This is a genomic window from Bacillus sp. JJ1533 (assembly GCF_036965045.1).
In the GTDB taxonomy this organism is placed as follows: domain Bacteria; phylum Bacillota; class Bacilli; order Bacillales; family Bacillaceae_L; genus Ferdinandcohnia.
The window spans coordinates 122983-142744 of the sequence record NZ_JBALOV010000025.1 but is presented as its reverse complement, the minus strand read 5'-3'; the positions used below and the strand labels follow the sequence as shown (position 1 = coordinate 142744).

Genomic DNA, 19762 nt, shown 5'->3' with positions numbered 1-19762 from the left:
ATGTTTTTAATCTACTTTCTCGTCTTTATCCTTTTATTTTTGGGGATTGGATTCTCTTTTTTTCGTGAAAAAAGTGTTGTAAAACGAAGAATCGAAACGTTTATCCCAAATGACATTAGAAACACGATGATTGTTGATGAGCCAGAGGCAAGTAAAAAAGAGCGTCTAAAAATGAAAGAAATCTTTCTCAAGCTATCAACAGTCATCCATCCGAGAAAGAATAAAAGTGAGAGATTACAACAAGAGCTAGAGACAGCGGGAATTCCATTAAAACCAGAGGAGTTTATCTTGTTACGACTAGTGATTGTGGGTTTTGTCCTGGTCATTTCACTATTGACCCAGCTACACCTGTTTGTCATTCTCTTGTCAATTATTATTGGATGGGCATTTCCTGCATTCTATTTAAAATATAAAAGGGGAAAGCGGCTATTAAAATGTGCTTCACAACTTCCCCAAACGCTTGAAACCATGTCAACAGCTATGAAATCGGGTTTTAGTTTTATGCAAGCGATGCAGATTATTGCAAAAGAAGTACCCGATCCGATCGGACCTGAATTTTTACGAGCAATCCAGGAAATCAATCTTGGAGTCTCCATGGAAACGGCTTTTGAAGCTATGTTAAAACGCCTTCCAAATAAGGACCTAGATATTGTTGTCACCGCTTTACTGATTCAGAGAACAACTGGTGGGAATTTAACACAAATACTAGAAACGATTAAAGACACAATTACAGAGCGTGTTCGAATGAAGGAAGAGTTAAATGCCTTAACGGCACAAGGGAAAATGTCTGCGTGGGTAATATCTTTACTTCCAGTTATATTAGGACTGCTCCTTAATGTCATGAATCCAGAATATTTTAGTCCATTGCTTTCACACCCACTCGGGTGGACATTACTTGGTTTTGGAGCGATTTCTGGAATAATTGGTTGGTTGCTTATTCAAAAAATCATCAAAATTGAGGTGTAGCATGACTTTTCTATTTTGGCTTACATCATTTATTTTTTTTACTTCACTATTCCTTTTAGTTGTTTTTCAGACAAATAAGACAAAATGGAAAATGCAACAAAGGATTTCACCTTTTGTGAATGGAAGAAAAGTCTTTGAAGAAGACTCACATGAACTTGAACAAAAGGATCTAGCATTTAAAGAGCGGGTAATTGCACCTATATTGACTTATGTGCGAAGAATAACGTTTGGAAAAATGTCAAAGTCCAAAATGGAAAATCTGGATAAAAAATTACTGGCAGCAGGCCATCCATTTAGACTTACTGCTGTTGATTTTAAGCTCATCCAAATCTCATTATCAGTGATTGTCTTTATCGTGTCATTTTTCCTTTTTAATTCAAAAACAGAGGAAACACTTAAAGTATTTATGATGTCATCCGTTTTTTCAATCTTCGTCTACTTGTATTTCAATTTTTATTTAAATGCAAAAAAGAAAGCTAGAATCAAAGAGATTGAAAAGTCGATGTCTGACTTTTTTGATATGATTACCGTTTCGATTGAAGCAGGGATGGGGCTGGATGGGGCATTGAAAAAGGTTTGTAAACAAATGCATTCCCCGCTTTCAACTGAGTTTTTGTATGCGTTAGAGGATATGAAGCTTGGAAAAACAAGGCGTCAGGCATTTATTGAATTGCGAGAACGGGTACCTTCTGAGTTTTTTAGAAGTATTATGAACTCCATTATTCAAGCAGATCAGCTAGGGATTGGAATGACAAAGGTTTTACAAGCCCAGACCCAACGGATCCGCGAAAACCAACGACAGGTTGCAAAAGAGCAGGCCATGAAAGCACCAGTTAAAATGTTAATGCCTATGGTGATTTTTATCTTTCCGACCTTATTTATTGTCCTCTTAGGTCCGGTTGTTGTGAACCTTGTAACGAAGTGGTTATAAAAAAGTTTAAGAAGTGAAAGTAAGCTCTTTATTGACTTTGTCGGCTGTTTTTTCTGTTTTTCTCAACACCAATAATGGGAGGAACCACACATTTAAAAACTCCCTCAATGTGTGGTTCCTTTCGTTTTATCTCTCCAATCTAAAATACCAGCAATAAAATACCCATAATAAATATAAAGTAGCGTAAATAGATAGCCAGGACACATACCAGTCCCAATGTAAATAATGAATAAGATTTGTGTATTTTTCAATGATGACTTCCAATAGTGTTAGAACTGAACAGAACCCACTTATATATATAAATTTCTTCCAAATTGGCTTTGTACGTGGATAATGGATACAAAAGAAAATACTGATTACAGGATAACATAAGAATTCAAATAAAAAGCTAGTGCCGTTGATGCTGGATAGTTCCCTGTCAGGGTATTCAAGCAAATGGAATTCGACCGTTATTAACCCAAGAGACCATGTAATAGTTTGTTGAAACAAAAAGGCGATACTTGCTTCTCTCCATTTACTCTTTGGAATATACGCTAATGAAATGAAAGTACATCCGTAGATGATGTATAATATCATATGTTCCAGCTTCATGAGTATCTTTCCTCGCTAGACAGAGGCTGGTCAATCACCCACAATACATATTGACGGCATAACCATAACTCAATCAAAAAATTAAAGAAACTTCTTATTAAACTATCCTTAGTAACAGACATAATATTGGTAAATGCATCTAATAAAAGCATGATTAAGAGAATAATGCCAACCCAAAGCAAATAGTGAAGCGACCGTCTTTTATAAGATGCATTTTTGGGAAAGCTCAACTGAAAAAAAACGGCGATGCTAGGAAAAACAAAAAATTCCATTGTAAAACTAATCTTTGTTGCATGTTTAAAAAATCGAACCGGTGATTCGAGTAAACCTGCATAGGTAAGCCCAATGCTAAAAACCCAGGTTAACATTTGAAAAAACAAAAAGGTTGCAATTGCTTCACGTAATCGGTTTGCAGGAACTCTTCTCCATAGCACTACGGGTAATACCAACCAAAATAAAATGAGTACATAATAATCGAAATTCATATCCATCACCCTTTAAACTAATATGTCAGGTGAAAATAAAATCCATCCATATTTTTGAGATATTCTACCCAAAATTTGGACATACTACTACTGAAGAATTCTTCAAGCACTCTCATCTTAGAATCCACACAAGTTACCATTCATAACCCGCCTTAGACATGCATATATTTTTACACCTACACATATTCTTTACAAATTTACATTAACAGCATATTAAGTGAGAAGTGGAGATCGTTATTGTGGGCAACCTGTGTCCCTGAACCACGTTAACAATTTCACAATTTCTTCATATTTCCTTTACAAAAAAGAAGGAATTGAGGAGGTGTGTGTAGAATTAGTACATATAACCTTAAATCAAACAAGGTTATATTGTTTCACAGGTTGGATACCCTAAACAGGGTCTGGGCTGTGTCCAATGCATTAGAGTTAAAAGGAGGAGTTCATGTATGAATTACAACGTTCGTGGTGAAAACATTGAGGTAACTCCAGCATTGCGAGAGTATGTTGAGAAGAAAGTTGGTAAGCTTGAACGCTATTTTGACAGCACTCCGGATGCGAAAGTAAATGTTAACTTAAAAGTAAATAATGCAAAGGATCATAAGATAGAGGTTACGATTCCAATGCCGCAGCTTGTGCTTCGTGCAGAGGAGTCTCATGAGGATATGTATGCAGCGATTGACCTTGTGACTGACAAGCTTGAGCGCCAAATTCGTAAACATAAAACGAAAGTTAACCGCAAGCTTCGTGAAAAAGGTTCTACCAAGACGATGTTTGCTAATGGTGGAGCTGGTACAGCAACTGCGGTTCAGGAAATTGAGGATGAGGATTACGAACTAGTTCGTACGAAGCGTTTTGATTTGAAACCGATGGATAGTGAAGAAGCGATTCTGCAAATGAATATGCTAGGCCACAACTTCTTCGTTTTCACAAACGCAGAAACGAATACTACGAATGTCGTGTATCGCCGTAAGGATGGCAAATACGGCATCATTGAACCTAGCTAAACTAACAAATACCCAAGAGTGCAGCCTATTCTAAAGGCTGCCTCTTTTTTGAAAAAAATAGGGGGAATCCCCCATAGCCAAACTCTTCAACATCGTAGATAATACTAATTGCGGGACAACTCGTAGACTATCGATTTTTCAATAAAGCAGGGATATCTATGATTACTATTCTACAACCAACCCTTTCTAATATTGCGATTATTTTGTTCATGTATTTATGCATTAGCATCCTGGTGACGAATCGAAAATCGATTAATAAATATCTATTTTCGGCAAGTGTTCTTTTCCTCACCTCGGTATGTGTGATTTTTCTTTTTTATTTGCCGATTCGCATTGAGGACTATAAGTTTGATCTTCGTCTTGTTCCTTTGGTGGTGTTCACCCTTTTGTTGGGGTGGAAGCATGCGATCCCTGCCCTTGTTATAGCGGTTAGCTGGAGGCTTGGCATGGGTGGAGTGGGAGCTATGCCCGGCGTGGTATTCGGCATGATTCTCCCGGTGTTCCTGGCTCTTCTTTTTCATAAAAAGGATCGAGCGATGCCAAGTCCGCTTGCGTTGTTCATTCTCATGACGGCTTGCTGGCTTACATCTGATTTGCCGATTCTTTTTCTAGTGCCAAATGGTGGAGAGGTGTTCGGTCAAATATATCTTGTGCGGATTTTGGCGCTCCAGGTGTCGGCGTTCATTCTGTATTTTTTCATTTACCAGCTGGACAGAGAAGTGGTGCTGAAGCGAAAACTAAGGTTCTATGCGGAGCGTGACCCACTGACTGGACTTTATAATATGCGTTATTTTGAAAGTCGGATGAAAAAAGTAGCTAACTCTCGTCAAACGTATATCGTGATGATTGATATTGATCATTTCAAAAAAATTAATGATACGTTTGGCCACCTTCATGGGGATTCTGTTTTGAAGAATGTAGCTATGACGTTATCAAGGCTCATTCCGCCTCGCCATTCCTTACTTGGGCGCTATGGTGGTGAGGAGTTTATTTTGTGTTTAGAGGTAGATTCGAAGGAAAGCTTGATGAGCATTGTTTCGGAGATTCACAGCGGGATTGAGCATACTCCATTTTATGTGGAGGATCAGAGGCTAAAGGTCACGGTATCCATCGGGGTTTCTGAGCTTAAGGATCCTGCAAGACTCTACCAAGCGATCGAAAAAGCGGACAACTCTTTGTATGCGTCAAAGCAAAATGGCCGGAATCGAGTTAGTTATGCGATGTAAGTATCCTGCGGGGTACTTTTTTTTGTATTTGTCTAGTTCCAGCGCCTAGCCAGTTTTCCCCCAGAATAATCTTCTTAGGGTATCTTGCGAAAAGCTTTCGGCAACAAGCAAAGCTTGTTCCTGCGAAGAATACTCTATGAGGCCTTCCTTAGTGCTTTGAGCAGCTCGAGGTCACAAGCCAATCTGTCAAGAAGGTCAAAGAACAACCTTCATGCCAGCTCGTCTTGTGCTTGTCGGGGCTGTACAGGCACTTGCGCTTTTCGATTTTGTCGAATCGCCTCACATCGCGAAACCCGATAATATTTTACCCTTGTCCTTTTTAATGGTAAAATGAATGATATACAATTTTCCTATTAGACGAATTTACGATAGAGGAGCGTACATAATGCTTGGAATTTTAAACAAAGTTTTTGATCCAAACAAACGCACAATCAAGCGCTTGGAATCACTTGCAGATAAAATTGAGGCACTCCATCCTGCCATGGAGAAGCTTTCTGATGAGGATCTTCGCAACAAAACCGAAGAGTTCAAGGAACGTTACCAAAAAGGTGAAAAACTAGATGATATACTCGTTGAAGCTTTTGCTGTTGTTCGTGAAGGAGCAAAGCGTGTGTTGGGTCTGCACCCATACCGCGTACAGCTCATGGGGGGGATTTCCCTTCATGAAGGAAATATTTCTGAGATGAAGACAGGGGAAGGTAAAACCTTAACTTCCACAATGCCTGTTTATTTAAATGCAATTACTGGTAAAGGGGTTCATGTTGTAACTGTCAACGAATACCTTGCTAGCCGTGATGCGCACGAGATGGGTCAGCTTTATGAGTTTTTAGGTCTATCGGTTGGATTGAACTTAAACTCGATGTCTCGTGAGGAAAAAATTGAAGCCTACCGCGCTGATATTACGTACGGTACGAATAATGAGTTTGGTTTTGACTATCTTCGTGATAACATGGTCCTTTATAAGGAACAAATGGTGCAGCGTCCGCTATATTTTGCCGTCATTGACGAGGTTGACTCGATCTTAATCGATGAGGCGCGTACTCCGTTAATCATTTCGGGTTCCGCTCAAAAGTCGGCAGCCCTTTATGTACAGGCGAATGGATTTGTGACCACTCTAAAAAAAGAAGCAGATTACACCTATGATGAAAAAACAAAGGGTGTTCAGCTTACTGAAGAAGGGATTTCAAAGGCTGAAAGAGTGTTCGGCATTGAAAACCTGTTTGATATTCAAAATGTGACTTTGATTCACCATATCAACCAAGCGTTAAAAGCGAATGCGAGTATGCACCGCGACATTGACTATGTGGTTGACGATGGACAAATCGTCATTGTGGACCAGTTCACAGGTCGTTTGATGAAGGGTCGTCGTTATAGTGAAGGCCTTCACCAAGCGATTGAGGCGAAGGAAGGCGTCGAAATTCAAAATGAAAGCATGACGCTTGCGACGATTACGTTCCAAAACTACTTCCGTATGTACGAAAAGCTTGCAGGTATGACCGGTACGGCGAAGACAGAGGAAGAGGAATTCCGCAACATCTACAATATGAATGTTGTCGTGATTCCAACAAACCGTCCGATTGCTCGTGATGACCGTCCTGATTTAATTTACAAATCAATCGAGGGCAAGTTCCGCGCGGTTGCTGAGGATATTGCTGAGCGCCATGCGAAGGGACAACCTGTTCTTGTTGGTACGGTTGCAATTGAAACGTCTGAAATTATTTCGAAGTATTTATTGAAAAAAGGTATTAAACATAATATCTTGAACGCGAAGAACCATGCGCGTGAGGCGGAAATCATTGAGCAGGCTGGTCAACAAGGCGCGGTTACGATTGCGACAAACATGGCCGGTCGTGGTACTGATATCAAGCTAGGTGAAGGTGTCAAAGAGCTTGGTGGTCTTGCTGTTATTGGTACGGAGCGCCATGAGAGCCGTCGTATCGATAACCAGCTTCGTGGTCGTTCTGGTCGTCAAGGGGACCCTGGTGTGACGCAATTCTATCTATCCATGGAAGATGAGCTCATGCGCCGTTTCGGTTCCGACAATATGAAAAATATGATGGAGCGCCTTGGCATGGATGATACCCAGCCAATCCAAAGTAAAATGGTTTCAAGAGCGGTTGAGTCTGCGCAAAAACGTGTTGAGGGCAATAACTTTGATGCGCGTAAGCAGCTTTTACAATATGACGATGTACTTCGTCAACAGCGTGAGGTTATTTACAAACAACGTTTTGAGGTACTGGATTCCGAGAATCTTCGTGAGGTTGTTGAGAACATGATTAAGTCTTCCCTTGACCGTGTCGTTCAAGCCCATACACCAAAGGATGAGGTGGAGGAAGACTGGAACTACAAAGGAATCATTGATCATGTCAATGCGAACCTTTTAAATGAGGGCGACGTGACGGAGAATGACCTACGTGGAAAAGAGCCAGAAGAGATGTCCGAGCTCATTTTTGCAAAGGTAAAAGAGCGTTATGATGAAAAAGAAGCGCAAATTGAGCCAGAACAAATGCGTGAATTTGAACGTGTTGTTGTGCTTCGTGCCGTTGACAGCAAGTGGATGGATCACATCGACCAAATGGATCAGCTTCGTCAAGGGATTCATTTACGTGCGTACGGTCAAACGGACCCACTTCGCGAATACAATTTTGAAGGCTTTGCAATGTTTGAGAATATGGTTGCTTCCATCGAAGACGATGTTGCGAAGTTTGTGATGAAGGCGCAAATCCGCAGCAATCTTCAGCGTGAAGAAGTGGCGAAGGGCCATGCTGTTCAACCAAAAGAAGGCGGAGAAGCAGAAAAGCCAAAGAAACGCCCTGTTCAAAAAGCCGTTAACATCGGCCGTAACGACCCTTGCTACTGTGGTAGCGGGAAAAAGTTTAAGAATTGTCACGGAAAGTAATGGGACAGGTTTCATGTCCCGGATTATAGATTTTGGATAGGTGAGAGGTGAGCTCTCACCTTTTCCTTCGAAAAAAACCGGGACTTCTTGTGAAAAAATGAGTAAGATGATGAAGTAGGATAATGATAGTAGTAAATGACAACATCTTGGAGGAGAATTTATGGATTTAGTAGATATTAAGCATGAACTGGATAAAATGGCTAAGAAATTAGCGGGCTTTAGGGGGTCTCTTTGACTTAGAGGCCAAACAAGCGCGTATCACCGAGCTTGACGAAATCATGTCAATGCCGGATTTCTGGAATGATCAGAACGCCGCACAAACCGTGATCAACGAATCAAATGCGTTGAAGGACCAGGTCGTTGAATATAATAATCTAAATGATGCCTTTGAAAATCTTGAACTCACGTATCAGCTTGTGAAGGAAGAGCCAGATGCTGATTTACAGGCGGAGCTTGATGAGGAAATTCAGGAATTATCGAAGAGTTTAAGTGAATTTGAGCTGCAGCTTCTTTTAAGCGAGCCTTATGATAAAAATAATGCGATCCTAGAACTCCACCCAGGTGCAGGTGGTACGGAATCACAGGACTGGGGCTCCTTGCTTCTTCGCATGTACACGCGTTGGGCGGAGAAAAAAGGCTTTAAGGTTGAAACATTGGACTATCTTCCTGGAGATGAAGCCGGGATTAAGAGTGTAACTCTTTTGATCAAAGGCCACAATGCTTATGGCTATTTGAAGGCTGAAAAAGGAGTCCACCGCTTGGTTCGTATTTCACCGTTCGACTCATCAGGTCGACGTCACACTTCGTTTGTGTCATGTGAGGTTATGCCTGAGTTTAACGACGATATCGAGATTGACATCCGCAGTGAAGATTTAAAAATCGATACGTACCGTGCCAGTGGAGCAGGTGGTCAGCACGTTAACACAACTGACTCAGCTGTTCGGATCACACACATCCCAACGAATACCGTTGTAACGTGTCAAACCGAACGTTCACAAATTAAAAACCGTGAACAAGCGATGAAAATGTTGAAGTCTAAATTGTATCAGCTTGAAATCGAAAGACAACAAGCCGAACTAGACGAAATTCGCGGCGAACAAAAAGAAATCGGATGGGGCAGCCAAATCCGCTCCTACGTCTTCCACCCGTACTCCATGGTCAAAGACCACCGTACGAATGTGGAAGTTGGGAATACAGGAAGCGTCATGGACGGGGAGATTGATCTGTTCATTGATGCGTATTTGAGATCGAAGTTGAATTAATGAGTGTGGGAAGGGGCAGCCTTGGGGCTGCCCCTTTTTAAAAGGTGAAAATAAAATAGCCATATAAATGTGTCCCTCCATATGACCTGGACTACTCTCAACTTCCTAAATACTGGAATATGGTATCACTCCATTGTACCTGGACTACTCCCAACATACTAAAAACTGGAATGTGGTATCACCCCGTTGAACCTGGACTTCTCCCAATATCCTAAAAACTGGAATGTGGTACCACTTCATTAACCCTAGACTACCACCAACATCCTAAAAACTGGTACATAGTATCATTCCAAGCAACCTGGACTACCCGAACCCTCAAAATGTTGAAACCCAGTCTCGTTCCAAATAGCTAACCCCTCAACAGTAGCTCCATCCCTTAAATTACCCCACCCTCCTGAACGCGAAGTTTTCTATATAAAACCACACAACAAAGCGAACATAGGATAGCGAGTGTTGCGATAAAAATATATCCAGCTTGCAATCCAAGGAGATTACCGACTTGGCCTTTTCCAAAATACTGATTAACAGAACTAATGATGACCCCAATCAGCATGTTGCCAATTACACTTGCGATTCCCATTAGCGTCACTGTAAATGTCATGGCGACCCCAATTCCTTTTGTATACCTTTTGGCGAGTAGAGCCATAACGGTCGGATAAATCGGGGCAATGCCGACTCCGGCAATCGCAAATAAAATCGCACCCGGTTCCCCAACAAGAACAGCAACCAAACTACAAATTCCAGAAAAAGCAGAGAACAGCATGATTGAAAAAGTGTAGCCGATTTTATCAGTAATTGGGCCAGCAAACAAACGAGCGAGTGTAAAAAAGATGAAAAACAAGGATAACATTTCCGAAGCTCTTTTTAGTGACCACTCATAAGCATGCTGTAAATAATAGACAAGCCAGCTCCCAACTGCCAATTCAGATACTACGCCAAATGACAGGACTCCTACAATCAACCATGCAATTGGATCGCGAATGAGACCACGAAATGATATGGATTCACCTTCATTTTCACCTTGATTGATCTTTGGAAATTTCCCCAATAGTGCGGGGATGATTGGTAAAATCGATAACGAAAGAATGATCAAATACATGCCACGCCATCCAAGCTCACCGTCAAGTAGGTTCCAACCCATTAACGAAGCACCTATGACCGGAGCGCCAACTGAACTCAGACCATAAAAAAAGTGGGAAAGGTTCATCATCGTCCCTGTGTTTTTGGTGAAAATATGAGCCGCCATGATTCCGAGACCAATCTCAAGCATTCCGTTTCCGATATATAGTAAAAAGTAAGAAGCTATAAGGGAAATATATCCTTGTGAAAGATACAAAAAGATACCCGACACAGCCATGGAGGCAAAAGCGAGAATACCCGTCAGTTTCATTCCAATCTTGTTTGTTAGGAATGAAGTAAAGGAACACGCCAATAAATAGCCCAAAGAATTAAGGGCAAGCAACAATCCAAGCTGCGTCTCGTTAAGTGAAAAATCTTTTTCCATACTTGGTAAGGCAGGACCTTTCACATTTTCGGATAAACCAAAAATAAGAAATCCGCCAAAAACAACAAATAATAAAATGACATAATTTATTTTAGGTTTGAACACCATGTTGACCTCCATCTTCATCACATTCTCCTAATATAGCAAAAACAATCTAGTAATTCATTATAAATCTTTCCAATTTTCAAACAAACGATTGTTTAGATTCTGCCCTCCTTGATCCAGTTACTAAACAAGTGTCAATTAAAGCCGAATCTCCAGCATAATTATGTTCAAATCTCTGAAAAAAATGTAAAATAGAGGGAGATATCAAAATTGGGGGACAACCTTATGAATGAAACGATTTTATCTATCGAAGAGCTAAAACGAGAGGATCTCATTCGAAAAAACAAATTGGTCGGTCTTGTTTCACTTATTTCTGTCATTCTGGCAATCATTGTTGAGGCTTCAATTGGACAGCCCCTTCAAATGATTCTCACGATTGGAATTGGTGGGGCGATTTTTCTATCAATCTTACACGTATTAATTTATAAGAATCTATTTTTAACACAAACACCCTATTTTTCTGTTATAGGGATTGCTGTGGTTCTTTTCATCATTATGTCTAGCTCGCAATCAGCGCCAATTGTTCTTTTACCATTTTACCTACTGACGACGGTTGCGATCTACAATAAGCGAAAGACATTATACTTTGGAGTGGCCTGCGCTATATTAATCACGGTTATATTTTTCGTGACGAAGGGTCAGGACTTTGGCTATACCCCTAAGGAGCTTGTTATCTATTATTTAATCTTTACAGTTATTATTGCAACTCTATTTTTCCAGAGCCTTGTAACAGGAAAACTTACTCAGGAAATTCAAGCTACCCAGGAACAAACGGAGCATCTTTTAAAATTGAGAAGGCAGCATGCAGTTCAGCTTGAGGAGAACTCACAGACCATCAGCGAGAACATTACAAACATCCGTCGCCAAGGTGAGGAGCAAATGCACACCTTCAATGAGATGACCATCGCTGTTTCTGAAATATCTGCTGGGATGAATACGCAAAACGAATCGGCGTCAACGATAACGGAGTCGATTGAGAGCCTTAACCTTGTGGTTCAGGAGCTTGTTAAAGGATCAAACCACCTTAGCACTCAGACAGATAAAGCGAATGAGGCAGCTGATAATGGAAATGAAACGATTGATCTATTACTCACAAAAATTACGGACTTTCAGGCATCTGTCACATCGATGTCTGAAACGATGAATTTATTAGTTGAAAAAATTAATGAGACAAATGGATTTACGGATCGTATTCAAGAAATCGCATCACAAACGAATTTACTTGCTTTAAATGCGTCAATTGAAGCTGCCCGTGCAGGTGACAGTGGCAAAGGCTTTGCCGTCGTTGCGGCCGAAATTCGGAAGCTTTCAGAGGTAACATCCAACACAGCGAATCTCATCGCTGAAAATTTAAAAGAGGTAAATGAAAGCACCACATTAACGCAAAAACAGATGGCAGAAAACGCAGAAAAAATGGATGAGAGTGTCAAACTCACAAAGGATACAAAAGGGGTCTTCACAGTCATCGATGACACTGTTTCTGAGCTAAACGAGGCGGTAAAGCATTTCGAAAAAAGTACGAACGAAATCGGGAAAACAACGGTTTCCATCGAAACCTCTGTTAGTGAATTTGCGGCCATCATTGAGGAAACAACCGCATCACTCGAGGAAATCACCGCCTCTATCGAAAACCAAAACAGCCAAATGCAGCACCTCGTCTCTTACGTCCAAAACACAGACGATGCCACTGCTGAACTAATGAAAATATTTAAGGAAAAATAGGGACAGCCCCACTGTCGCTATTCACATAAAAAGGGTACGAGGGACCTGTCCCTAGTCCCAATAAAGGAGAGATACATATGGTCTATCAAGCTAGTGAAAATCGGTATAGTGAAATGAAGTTTAATCGTGTTGGAAAATCCGGTTTGCTGTTGCCAGCCATTTCCTTAGGGTTGTGGCATAATTTCGGAGGAGTCGACAACTTTGAAAATGGACGTAATATCCTAAGAAAGGCTTTCGATCTTGGGATTACCCATTTTGATTTGGCAAACAACTATGGTCCACCACCAGGTAGCGCTGAAGAAATGTTTGGAAAAGTACTGAAGCAAGACTTTGCGCCATATCGTGATGAAATGGTGATTTCCTCGAAGGCTGGTTACACCATGTGGGAAGGTCCATATGGGGACTGGGGTTCCAGAAAGTATTTGATTTCTAGCCTTGACCAAAGCTTAAAACGAATGGGACTTGACTATGTGGACATTTTTTACTCACATCGTCCAGATCCTAACACACCGCTTGAGGAAACAATGGGAGCGCTTGACCATATTGTAAGACAGGGAAAAGCTCTGTACGTTGGAATTTCCAATTACAGTCCAACTCAAACGTTAGAAGCAATTCGTATTTTAAGAGAGTTAGGGACACCACTACTCATTCATCAGCCAAGATATTCCATGTTTGACCGCTGGATTGAGGATGGTTTGCAAGATGTGCTGACTGAAAATGGTGTAGGCTCTATCGTCTTCTCCCCGATGGCTCAAGGGTTGTTAACAAATAAATATCTTGGTGGCATTCCGAGCGACTCAAGGGCGGCGAAGGAACACACACATCTTCAAAAGGATATAATTACAGAGGATGTCCTACAAAAAATACAACAGTTAAACGAACTTGCAACAGAAAGAGAACAAAGCCTTGCGCAAATGGCACTTGCATGGGTTCTGCGTGGAGATCGTGTCACATCCGCATTGGTCGGAGCAAGCAAAGTGAGTCAAGTCGAGGACAGTGTAGCCGCGTTAAAAAACCTCGATTTCACAGAAGAAGAATTAACAAAGATTGAGGATATTTTAAACGAAAAGTAGTTATACTAGAAAAGCGCATAATAGAAGAGGAGTAGCCTGTGTACGAGCAGGTTGCTCCTCTTTTATATTGCATCGATGATTGCCCTTTATTATAAATATCCGAATTATGAGATTTCGGACTATCACATTCGGTGTAGCTGTGATATTTTCATTTATAGGAATACACAAATAAAGGAGATTGAGAGAATGGCAGTTTCAGCAGTTGTGATTGGGGCAGGTGACCGCGGGGAGAGGGCATATGCTCCGTATGCTCTAGATCATCCACACGAACTCAAAATAGTGGGTGTGGCAGAACCTAATGAAGAAAGAAGAAAGAAGTTTCAAGCACTTCATCAGATTGAAGATACATACGGATTTACATCATGGGAAGAGTTGATGGAACAAGGGAAAATCGCGGATGTCGCCATTATTTGTACACAGGATCAGTTCCATTTTGAACCCACAATTCGAGCATTGAAGCAGGGGTATCATGTCCTTTTGGAAAAACCGATGTCACCAGATGTACGGGAATGTATTGAAATGGAACGGGTTGCCCGTGAGTGTGAACGTAAATTGACGATTTGTCATGTTTTACGTTATACAGAATTTTGGTCGACTATTAAAAAGGTAATTGAAGAAGGCAAAATAGGGGAGGTTGTCTCCTTACAATTAAATGAAAACGTTGAAGTTATGCATATGTCTCACAGCTTTGTCAGAGGGAACTGGAGCAATAAAGAGAAATCCAGCCCGATGATTTTACAAAAGTCATGCCATGATATGGATATTATTAGCTATATCATGGACAAAAAGTGCGAACGAATAAGTTCATTTGGGTCGTTGATGCATTTCAAAAAAGAAAATGCCCCAGAAGGTGCTCCAAAAAGATGTTTGGATGGGTGTCCTGTTGAACTTGAGTGTCCATTCCATGCGGGTAGGTATTATCTTGGTGAGGGTAAAGGCTGGGCCAAAAAGTTTACAGAGGACGACTCACGGGAAGGGATTATTAAGGCACTGCACGAAACGCCATACGGAAAATGCGTTTATCAATCAGAAAATAATGTCGTTGATCATCAAGTCGTAAATATGGAGTTTGAGGGTGGTGCAACTGCAACCTTTAGTATGTGCGGGTTCACGCGCGAACAAACCCGTATCGTACAAATCATGGGAACAAAAGGTGAGATCCGTGGAAAGATGGATGAAAATAGCCTATCCATCTATGATTTTCTCACGAAACAAGAAACGATTATACGCCTTCCCAATTCCATTGGAGGACATGGTGGCGGTGACTTTGGCATTATCCGCTCCTTTATACGAGACATACAAAACCAATCACAAAAAGAAAGCATTACCTCTGCAGCAATCTCGTTAAGAAGCCACATCATGGCCTTTGCTGCCGAGGAATCCAGATTGTATCAAGGAAAATCCATTCAGTTAGATGATTTTTATCTGCAGTATACAAATTAATTTAATGCTCCCCTTAGAATAATAGGGGGAATCTTGTGGAATAGGGAACTCAAGAATTCCTAAGTGATTCAGGATAAAATCAACAAATATTGCAATTATATTTTATTGGCAATCATTTTGTTTTAACCGTCCCTTTGCACCCTCCCTCTATGTAAAGTTAAAATGTTTACTAAAAATGTTTACTTTACGCTAATTTCTGTATACTATATAAGTAGAGGAAAGACAGAAGGGATGAGAAAATATGGCCACAATTCGTGAGATAGCCCAAAAATCTGGCTTTTCAATTGCGACCGTTTCTAGGGTACTTAATAATGATTTGAATTTATCTGTTAGTGAAGAAACGAGAGATAAAGTGAAAGCCGTTGCTGATGAATTGGGATATAAAAAGAAGCAGGGGATTACACAGCTTAACAATATCGCATTTCTATATTGGATATCCAATGAAGAGGAGCTTGAGGATGTCTTTTTCAGGGGCATTAGGACAGAGCTCGAAAAGCAGGCAAAGGCAAGGAAAATAGAATTAGTTCGATATCATATCGATGATGGCATTGAAAAGGTTGATAAAAAGACAACCGCTTTTATTGCAATTGGAAAATTAACCGACAAAGAGATCAAATATTTAGAGGAAATCACCCCCCATGGCGTGTTCTTAAATACAAGAAGAGACCCGCAAAATCTAGATTCTGTTCTACCAGATTTGAAGCTTATGACAGAATATATGATTCAGTTTTTTGAAGGCCTCGGCTACAACCGAATTGGGTTTATTGGTGCAAGTGATTACGATGTTGAGACATATGAACCTATTCCTCAGTTACGAGAGGTTACGTTCAGAAACTATCAACGGGAACGGAACAAATTAAGAGAAGAGGATGTTTTAATTGTACCTGCCAGTACGGTGAAAAATGGTTACAAAGTCGCGATGGAGGCAATCGAAAAAATGGGTGATGACCTTCCGGAGGCATTTTGTGTTGCGACAGACCCACTTGCGATTGGTGCCCTTCAAGCATTTAATGAAATGCAAATTCCGATACCGCAAAGGGTAGCTTTTTTTAGTATCAACAATATCAGTGTTACGAAATATGTTTCCCCACCCTTAACAACCTTCCATATTGATATTCCAACCCTTTGCGAAACGGGTTTGGATTTGCTGGAGGAACGATTAACAAAAAACAGAACAACTGCAAAAACGGTATATATACAAGGGAAACCAATTTTTCGAAAAAGTACCCCACCAATAGAGGAAAAAAAGTGAGCAAAAAATGCTCACTTTTTTTGTGCCATGAAAAACTGTGTTTACTTCCTCTTTATTTTACACTGTATGAATCCAAATAACATGGAGAAAGCTAAATTGATTTTGTTAAGGAATGGAAAAGATGGTATATAACTAGTAAAAACAAAGTTATTTTTTAGTAAAACATATTAAATTAAACGTTTACATGTTTAGTTAAAAGTGCTATGATTTTATCAGTAAACAAATTACTAAAAGAGGAAGGTGTTCTTTATGAAAAATAAATTCATCTTGTTTATTTCGGGGATCTTATTAATAGGTATACTTGCTGCTTGCGGTAGCTCAAGTAGTCAAGAGGGCGCAGATGATGATGTAGTTACGATCTGGGCAAATAATATTAACGTTCCAGTATTAGAAAAGGCTGCAGAAATCTATAAACAGGACCACCCAGATTTTAAAGTGAAAATTATTGAAACAGGCGGTCAGGATATTAAGAGTAAAACAACAACAGGATTGCAGGCTGGTGGTAAAGGCCTACCCGATGGAATGCTTCAAACAGACGATGAACTTCAAGGTAAATTAGAGGCGTTCCCTGGTGCGTTTGCAAACCTAAGTGAACTCGGGTTTGACGAATTTAAAAATGAGTTTCCGGATTTTAAGCTAGAGGCTGTTTCTAAAGATGGGAATATCTACGCAATGCCATTTGATACAGGCCCAGCAGCAATATTTTATCGTACCGATATTTTTGAAGAAGCAGGCGTAAATCCAGAAGAAATTAAAACATGGGATGATTACGTTGATGCTGGCGGAAAAATTAAAGAGGCAACTGGTAAAGCAATGCTAAGCTTCGATCAAGCGGATGCAAACGTGTATACAATCATCTTAAATCAGCAGGGAGAAGGGTATTACGACGAGAATAATAGACTAACAGTTGGCAGTGAAGCTTCTGTCAATGCTCTTAATGTACTGAAAGGCTTACGTGAGAAAGACGCTCTATTAGGTGTAACCGGTTGGGATGCATGGGTGACCTCGATTGCAAATTCAGAGACAGCATCTGTTGTTGCAGGTGGCTGGTTAGTGGGGACAATTGAACAACAAGCACCAGAAACAGAAGGTAAATGGGGCTTAATGCCATTACCAGCACATGAAGAAGATGGATCACGTTCATCTGTTCAAGGTGGTAGCTCATTTGTGATTCCTTCAACTGGTGATCAGGTTCAAGAAACATATGATTTCTTATCATGGTTTACAACCAGTGTTGAGGCACAAGAAATTGCGATGGAAGGTGGATTATTTCCTACCTATGCACCAGTATTTGAATCTGAAATGTTTGATGCAGAAGAGCCATTCTTCGGAAATCAAAAAATCTGGCGTTTCTTAGCAGACGAAATGGACAAGATTCCAACAATCATTTATACAAAAAATGATCCAATCGCTCGTGATGAAATTGTAAAAGCGCAAGGTGAAGCACTGAATGGAAAAAGTGCCGATGAAGCGATGGAACAGGCTAAGAAAAACATTGAAAATCGAGTAAAATAATCAATCTAACAAAATGAGGTGATGAAAGAAGCCTTTCATTACCTCTCCCATGAGTAAGGGGGTTGACAACATGATGAACCAATTCAACAAAACAAAATGGACGCCGTATTTATTTTTAGCTCCAGCGCTCATTTTATTTCTTATATTCACGGTGTATCCAATCATTTCATCTTTTATTTTGAGTTTCCAAACGTCTGAAGGTGGCGTTTATGTATTTGCTGGGCTTGATAACTATATCCGATTATTGAATGACACTACATTCCATCAAGCCCTTTTTAATACATTTATTATTTTTATTGTTCAAGTACCAATCATGATTCTTTTAGCGCTTATGCTAGCGGCACTACTAAATAGTAAACTATTAAAGTTTAAGGGAATGTTTCGTACAGGGTTCTTTCTACCAGCTGTAACCTCATTAGTTGCCTACTCTATTCTATTTTCTATCATTTTGATGGACAAAGGTATCTTCAACCAATTTTTATCCCTTATTGGAATTGAGGCTATTCCTTGGTTGAATGATCCATTCTGGGCGAAGGTTTCTATTATTATTGCGATGACTTGGAGATGGACGGGCTATAACATGGTGATTTATCTGGCTGCCATGCAGAATATTTCGGAAGAAACGTACGAAGCAGCTTCTATTGATGGTGCAGGGAAGGTTCGACAATTCTTCTCGATTACCATTCCGCAATTGAAGCCAATTATATTATTCACTTCGATTATCTCAACGATTGCCACCTTACAGTTATTTGATGAACCGTTTAACCTTACGAAAGGTGGACCTGGAGATTCAACGACAACACTAGGATTAATGATTTATAAAAATGGATTCCAATACTATGACTTTAGCTATGCATCGGCCATTGCATATGTGGTTGTCGTGATTGTTGCAATCCTATCACTAATTCAATCAAAAGTAACGGGAGATGGTAAATAATGCAGGAAAATAAGGCATCTAGATTCTCGAGAAAAGCAGGTATTTATCTTCTTTTGCTAATCGGTATCGTGATTTCAATCTTCCCATTCTATTGGATGTTAGTTGGTGCAACGAATCATACGAGTAAAATGTTCTCGAATCCTCCAACATTGTTATTTGGAGATCAATTTTTAACCAACTTTACGAATTTAAATGAGAGCATCAATATTTGGCGGGTATTGTTTAACTCCTTATTTGTGTCGGGTGTTTATGTCATTTTGGCACTTTTCGTTTCAACAATGGCTGCTTATGCTTTGGCAAAATTTCATTTTAAAGGGAATAAAATTATCTTTACAACATTTCTCTTATCGATGATGATTCCGTATCAAGCCCTCCTTATTCCTCAGTTTAGGATGATGGCTGATTACGGATTATTAAATACGTATGTTGCTCTTATTTTACCAACCGTTTGTACACCTTTTGCCATCTTTTTGATGAGACAAAACTTTATGGCGTTTCCAACTGAATTGATTGAAGCTGCCCGGATGGATGGAGCAGGAGAAATGAAAATTTTCTTTCGTATAGTTATCCCATCTATGAAGCCGGCACTTGCGGCCACATCCATTTTCTTATTCCTATCACAATGGAATAACTTTCTATGGCCATTAGTCGTAACGACAACAACGGATATGTATACATTTCCAGTGGCGTTATCAAGCCTAAAGGGTGTTTCTATTATTGATTATGGTCAAATCAATGTCGGAATTTTGATTGCAACTATTCCAATTATCATTTTCTTCCTTGCACTACAGAAGCATTTTATCCAAGGTATGCTGGGAAGTGCCATTAAATAAAGTAAAGCAATACA

The 19762-nt window shown here is 40.1% G+C and carries 16 protein-coding genes; 13 read left to right on the top strand and 3 right to left on the bottom strand.

The window, feature by feature from the left end; genetic code table 11:
- Together V7138_RS12655 and V7138_RS12650 are read left to right on the top strand one after the other, a co-directional pair.
- Positions 1-966, top strand: coding sequence for a type II secretion system F family protein (locus tag V7138_RS12655; RefSeq protein WP_335397833.1), 966 nt, complete (start codon positions 1-3; stop codon positions 964-966).
- 115 nt (positions 967-1081) lie between these two features.
- Positions 1082-1897 carry a type II secretion system F family protein gene (locus tag V7138_RS12650; protein WP_335397831.1) on the top strand — a complete coding sequence of 272 codons (816 nt, stop codon included), beginning with the start codon at positions 1082-1084 and terminating at the stop codon, positions 1895-1897.
- Between the two features lie 126 nt (positions 1898-2023).
- Here the strand turns inward: V7138_RS12650 and V7138_RS12645 are convergent, their stop codons facing one another.
- Positions 2024-2488 carry a CBO0543 family protein gene (locus V7138_RS12645; RefSeq protein ID WP_335397829.1) on the bottom strand — a complete coding sequence of 155 codons (465 nt, stop codon included), beginning with the start codon at positions 2486-2488 and terminating at the stop codon, positions 2024-2026.
- Positions 2485-2973 carry a CBO0543 family protein gene (locus V7138_RS12640; RefSeq protein ID WP_335397827.1) on the bottom strand — a complete coding sequence of 163 codons (489 nt, stop codon included), beginning with the start codon at positions 2971-2973 and terminating at the stop codon, positions 2485-2487. Before V7138_RS12640 ends, V7138_RS12645 begins: the two co-directional genes overlap by 4 nt.
- A 446-nt stretch (positions 2974-3419) precedes the next feature.
- Between V7138_RS12640 and hpf the strand changes: the two genes are divergently transcribed.
- The 4 genes from hpf (at position 3420) to prfB (ending at position 9364) form a co-directional block, all read left to right on the top strand.
- Positions 3420-3977, top strand: coding sequence for a ribosome hibernation-promoting factor, HPF/YfiA family (hpf, locus tag V7138_RS12635; protein ID WP_335397825.1), 558 nt, complete (start codon positions 3420-3422; stop codon positions 3975-3977).
- Positions 3978-4135: 158 nt separating this feature from the next.
- Entirely contained in the window at positions 4136-5203 is a 1068-nt protein-coding gene (locus V7138_RS12630; protein ID WP_335397823.1) for a GGDEF domain-containing protein, read from the top strand.
- 385 nt (positions 5204-5588) lie between these two features.
- Complete coding sequence (gene secA / locus V7138_RS12625) at positions 5589-8102, top strand: preprotein translocase subunit SecA (protein ID WP_335397821.1); 2514 nt, start codon at positions 5589-5591, stop codon at positions 8100-8102.
- A 160-nt stretch (positions 8103-8262) separates the two neighbouring features.
- Positions 8263-9364 (top strand): peptide chain release factor 2 gene (prfB, locus tag V7138_RS12620; protein ID WP_335397820.1). Its coding sequence is split into 2 segments (ribosomal slippage): positions 8263-8334 and positions 8336-9364, totalling 1101 coding nucleotides; the frame shifts between segments, so codons are not numbered across the junction.
- Between the two features lie 376 nt (positions 9365-9740).
- On the opposite strand, the gene V7138_RS12615 is transcribed toward prfB, so the two are convergent.
- Positions 9741-10994 carry an MFS transporter gene (locus V7138_RS12615; protein WP_335397818.1) on the bottom strand — a complete coding sequence of 418 codons (1254 nt, stop codon included), beginning with the start codon at positions 10992-10994 and terminating at the stop codon, positions 9741-9743.
- Between the two features lie 204 nt (positions 10995-11198).
- Here V7138_RS12615 and V7138_RS12610 point away from each other — a divergent pair, with 204 nt between their 5' ends.
- The 7 genes from V7138_RS12610 to V7138_RS12580 all read left to right on the top strand — a co-directional run bounded on the left by V7138_RS12610 (position 11199) and on the right by V7138_RS12580 (position 19748).
- Positions 11199-12695, top strand: a complete 1497-nt coding sequence (locus V7138_RS12610) for a methyl-accepting chemotaxis protein (protein ID WP_335397816.1) — start codon at positions 11199-11201, stop codon at positions 12693-12695.
- 77 nt (positions 12696-12772) lie between these two features.
- Positions 12773-13768, top strand: coding sequence for an L-glyceraldehyde 3-phosphate reductase (gene mgrA, locus V7138_RS12605; RefSeq protein ID WP_335397814.1), 996 nt, complete (start codon positions 12773-12775; stop codon positions 13766-13768).
- Positions 13769-13954: 186 nt separating this feature from the next.
- Complete coding sequence (locus tag V7138_RS12600) at positions 13955-15211, top strand: Gfo/Idh/MocA family protein (protein WP_335397812.1); 1257 nt, start codon at positions 13955-13957, stop codon at positions 15209-15211.
- 241 nt (positions 15212-15452) lie between these two features.
- The gene (locus V7138_RS12595; RefSeq protein ID WP_335397810.1) at positions 15453-16463 is read left to right on the top strand and encodes a LacI family DNA-binding transcriptional regulator; all 1011 of its coding nucleotides are present in this window, start codon (positions 15453-15455) and stop codon (positions 16461-16463) included.
- 249 nt (positions 16464-16712) lie between these two features.
- On the top strand, positions 16713-17978 hold the full coding sequence (locus tag V7138_RS12590) for an ABC transporter substrate-binding protein (RefSeq protein ID WP_335397808.1): 1266 nt from the start codon (positions 16713-16715) through the stop codon (positions 17976-17978).
- Between the two features lie 70 nt (positions 17979-18048).
- Positions 18049-18915 carry a carbohydrate ABC transporter permease gene (locus V7138_RS12585; RefSeq protein ID WP_335397806.1) on the top strand — a complete coding sequence of 289 codons (867 nt, stop codon included), beginning with the start codon at positions 18049-18051 and terminating at the stop codon, positions 18913-18915.
- Complete coding sequence (locus V7138_RS12580) at positions 18915-19748, top strand: carbohydrate ABC transporter permease (protein WP_335397804.1); 834 nt, start codon at positions 18915-18917, stop codon at positions 19746-19748. Before V7138_RS12585 ends, V7138_RS12580 begins: the two co-directional genes overlap by 1 nt.
- The last annotated feature ends 14 nt before the right edge of the window (positions 19749-19762 follow it).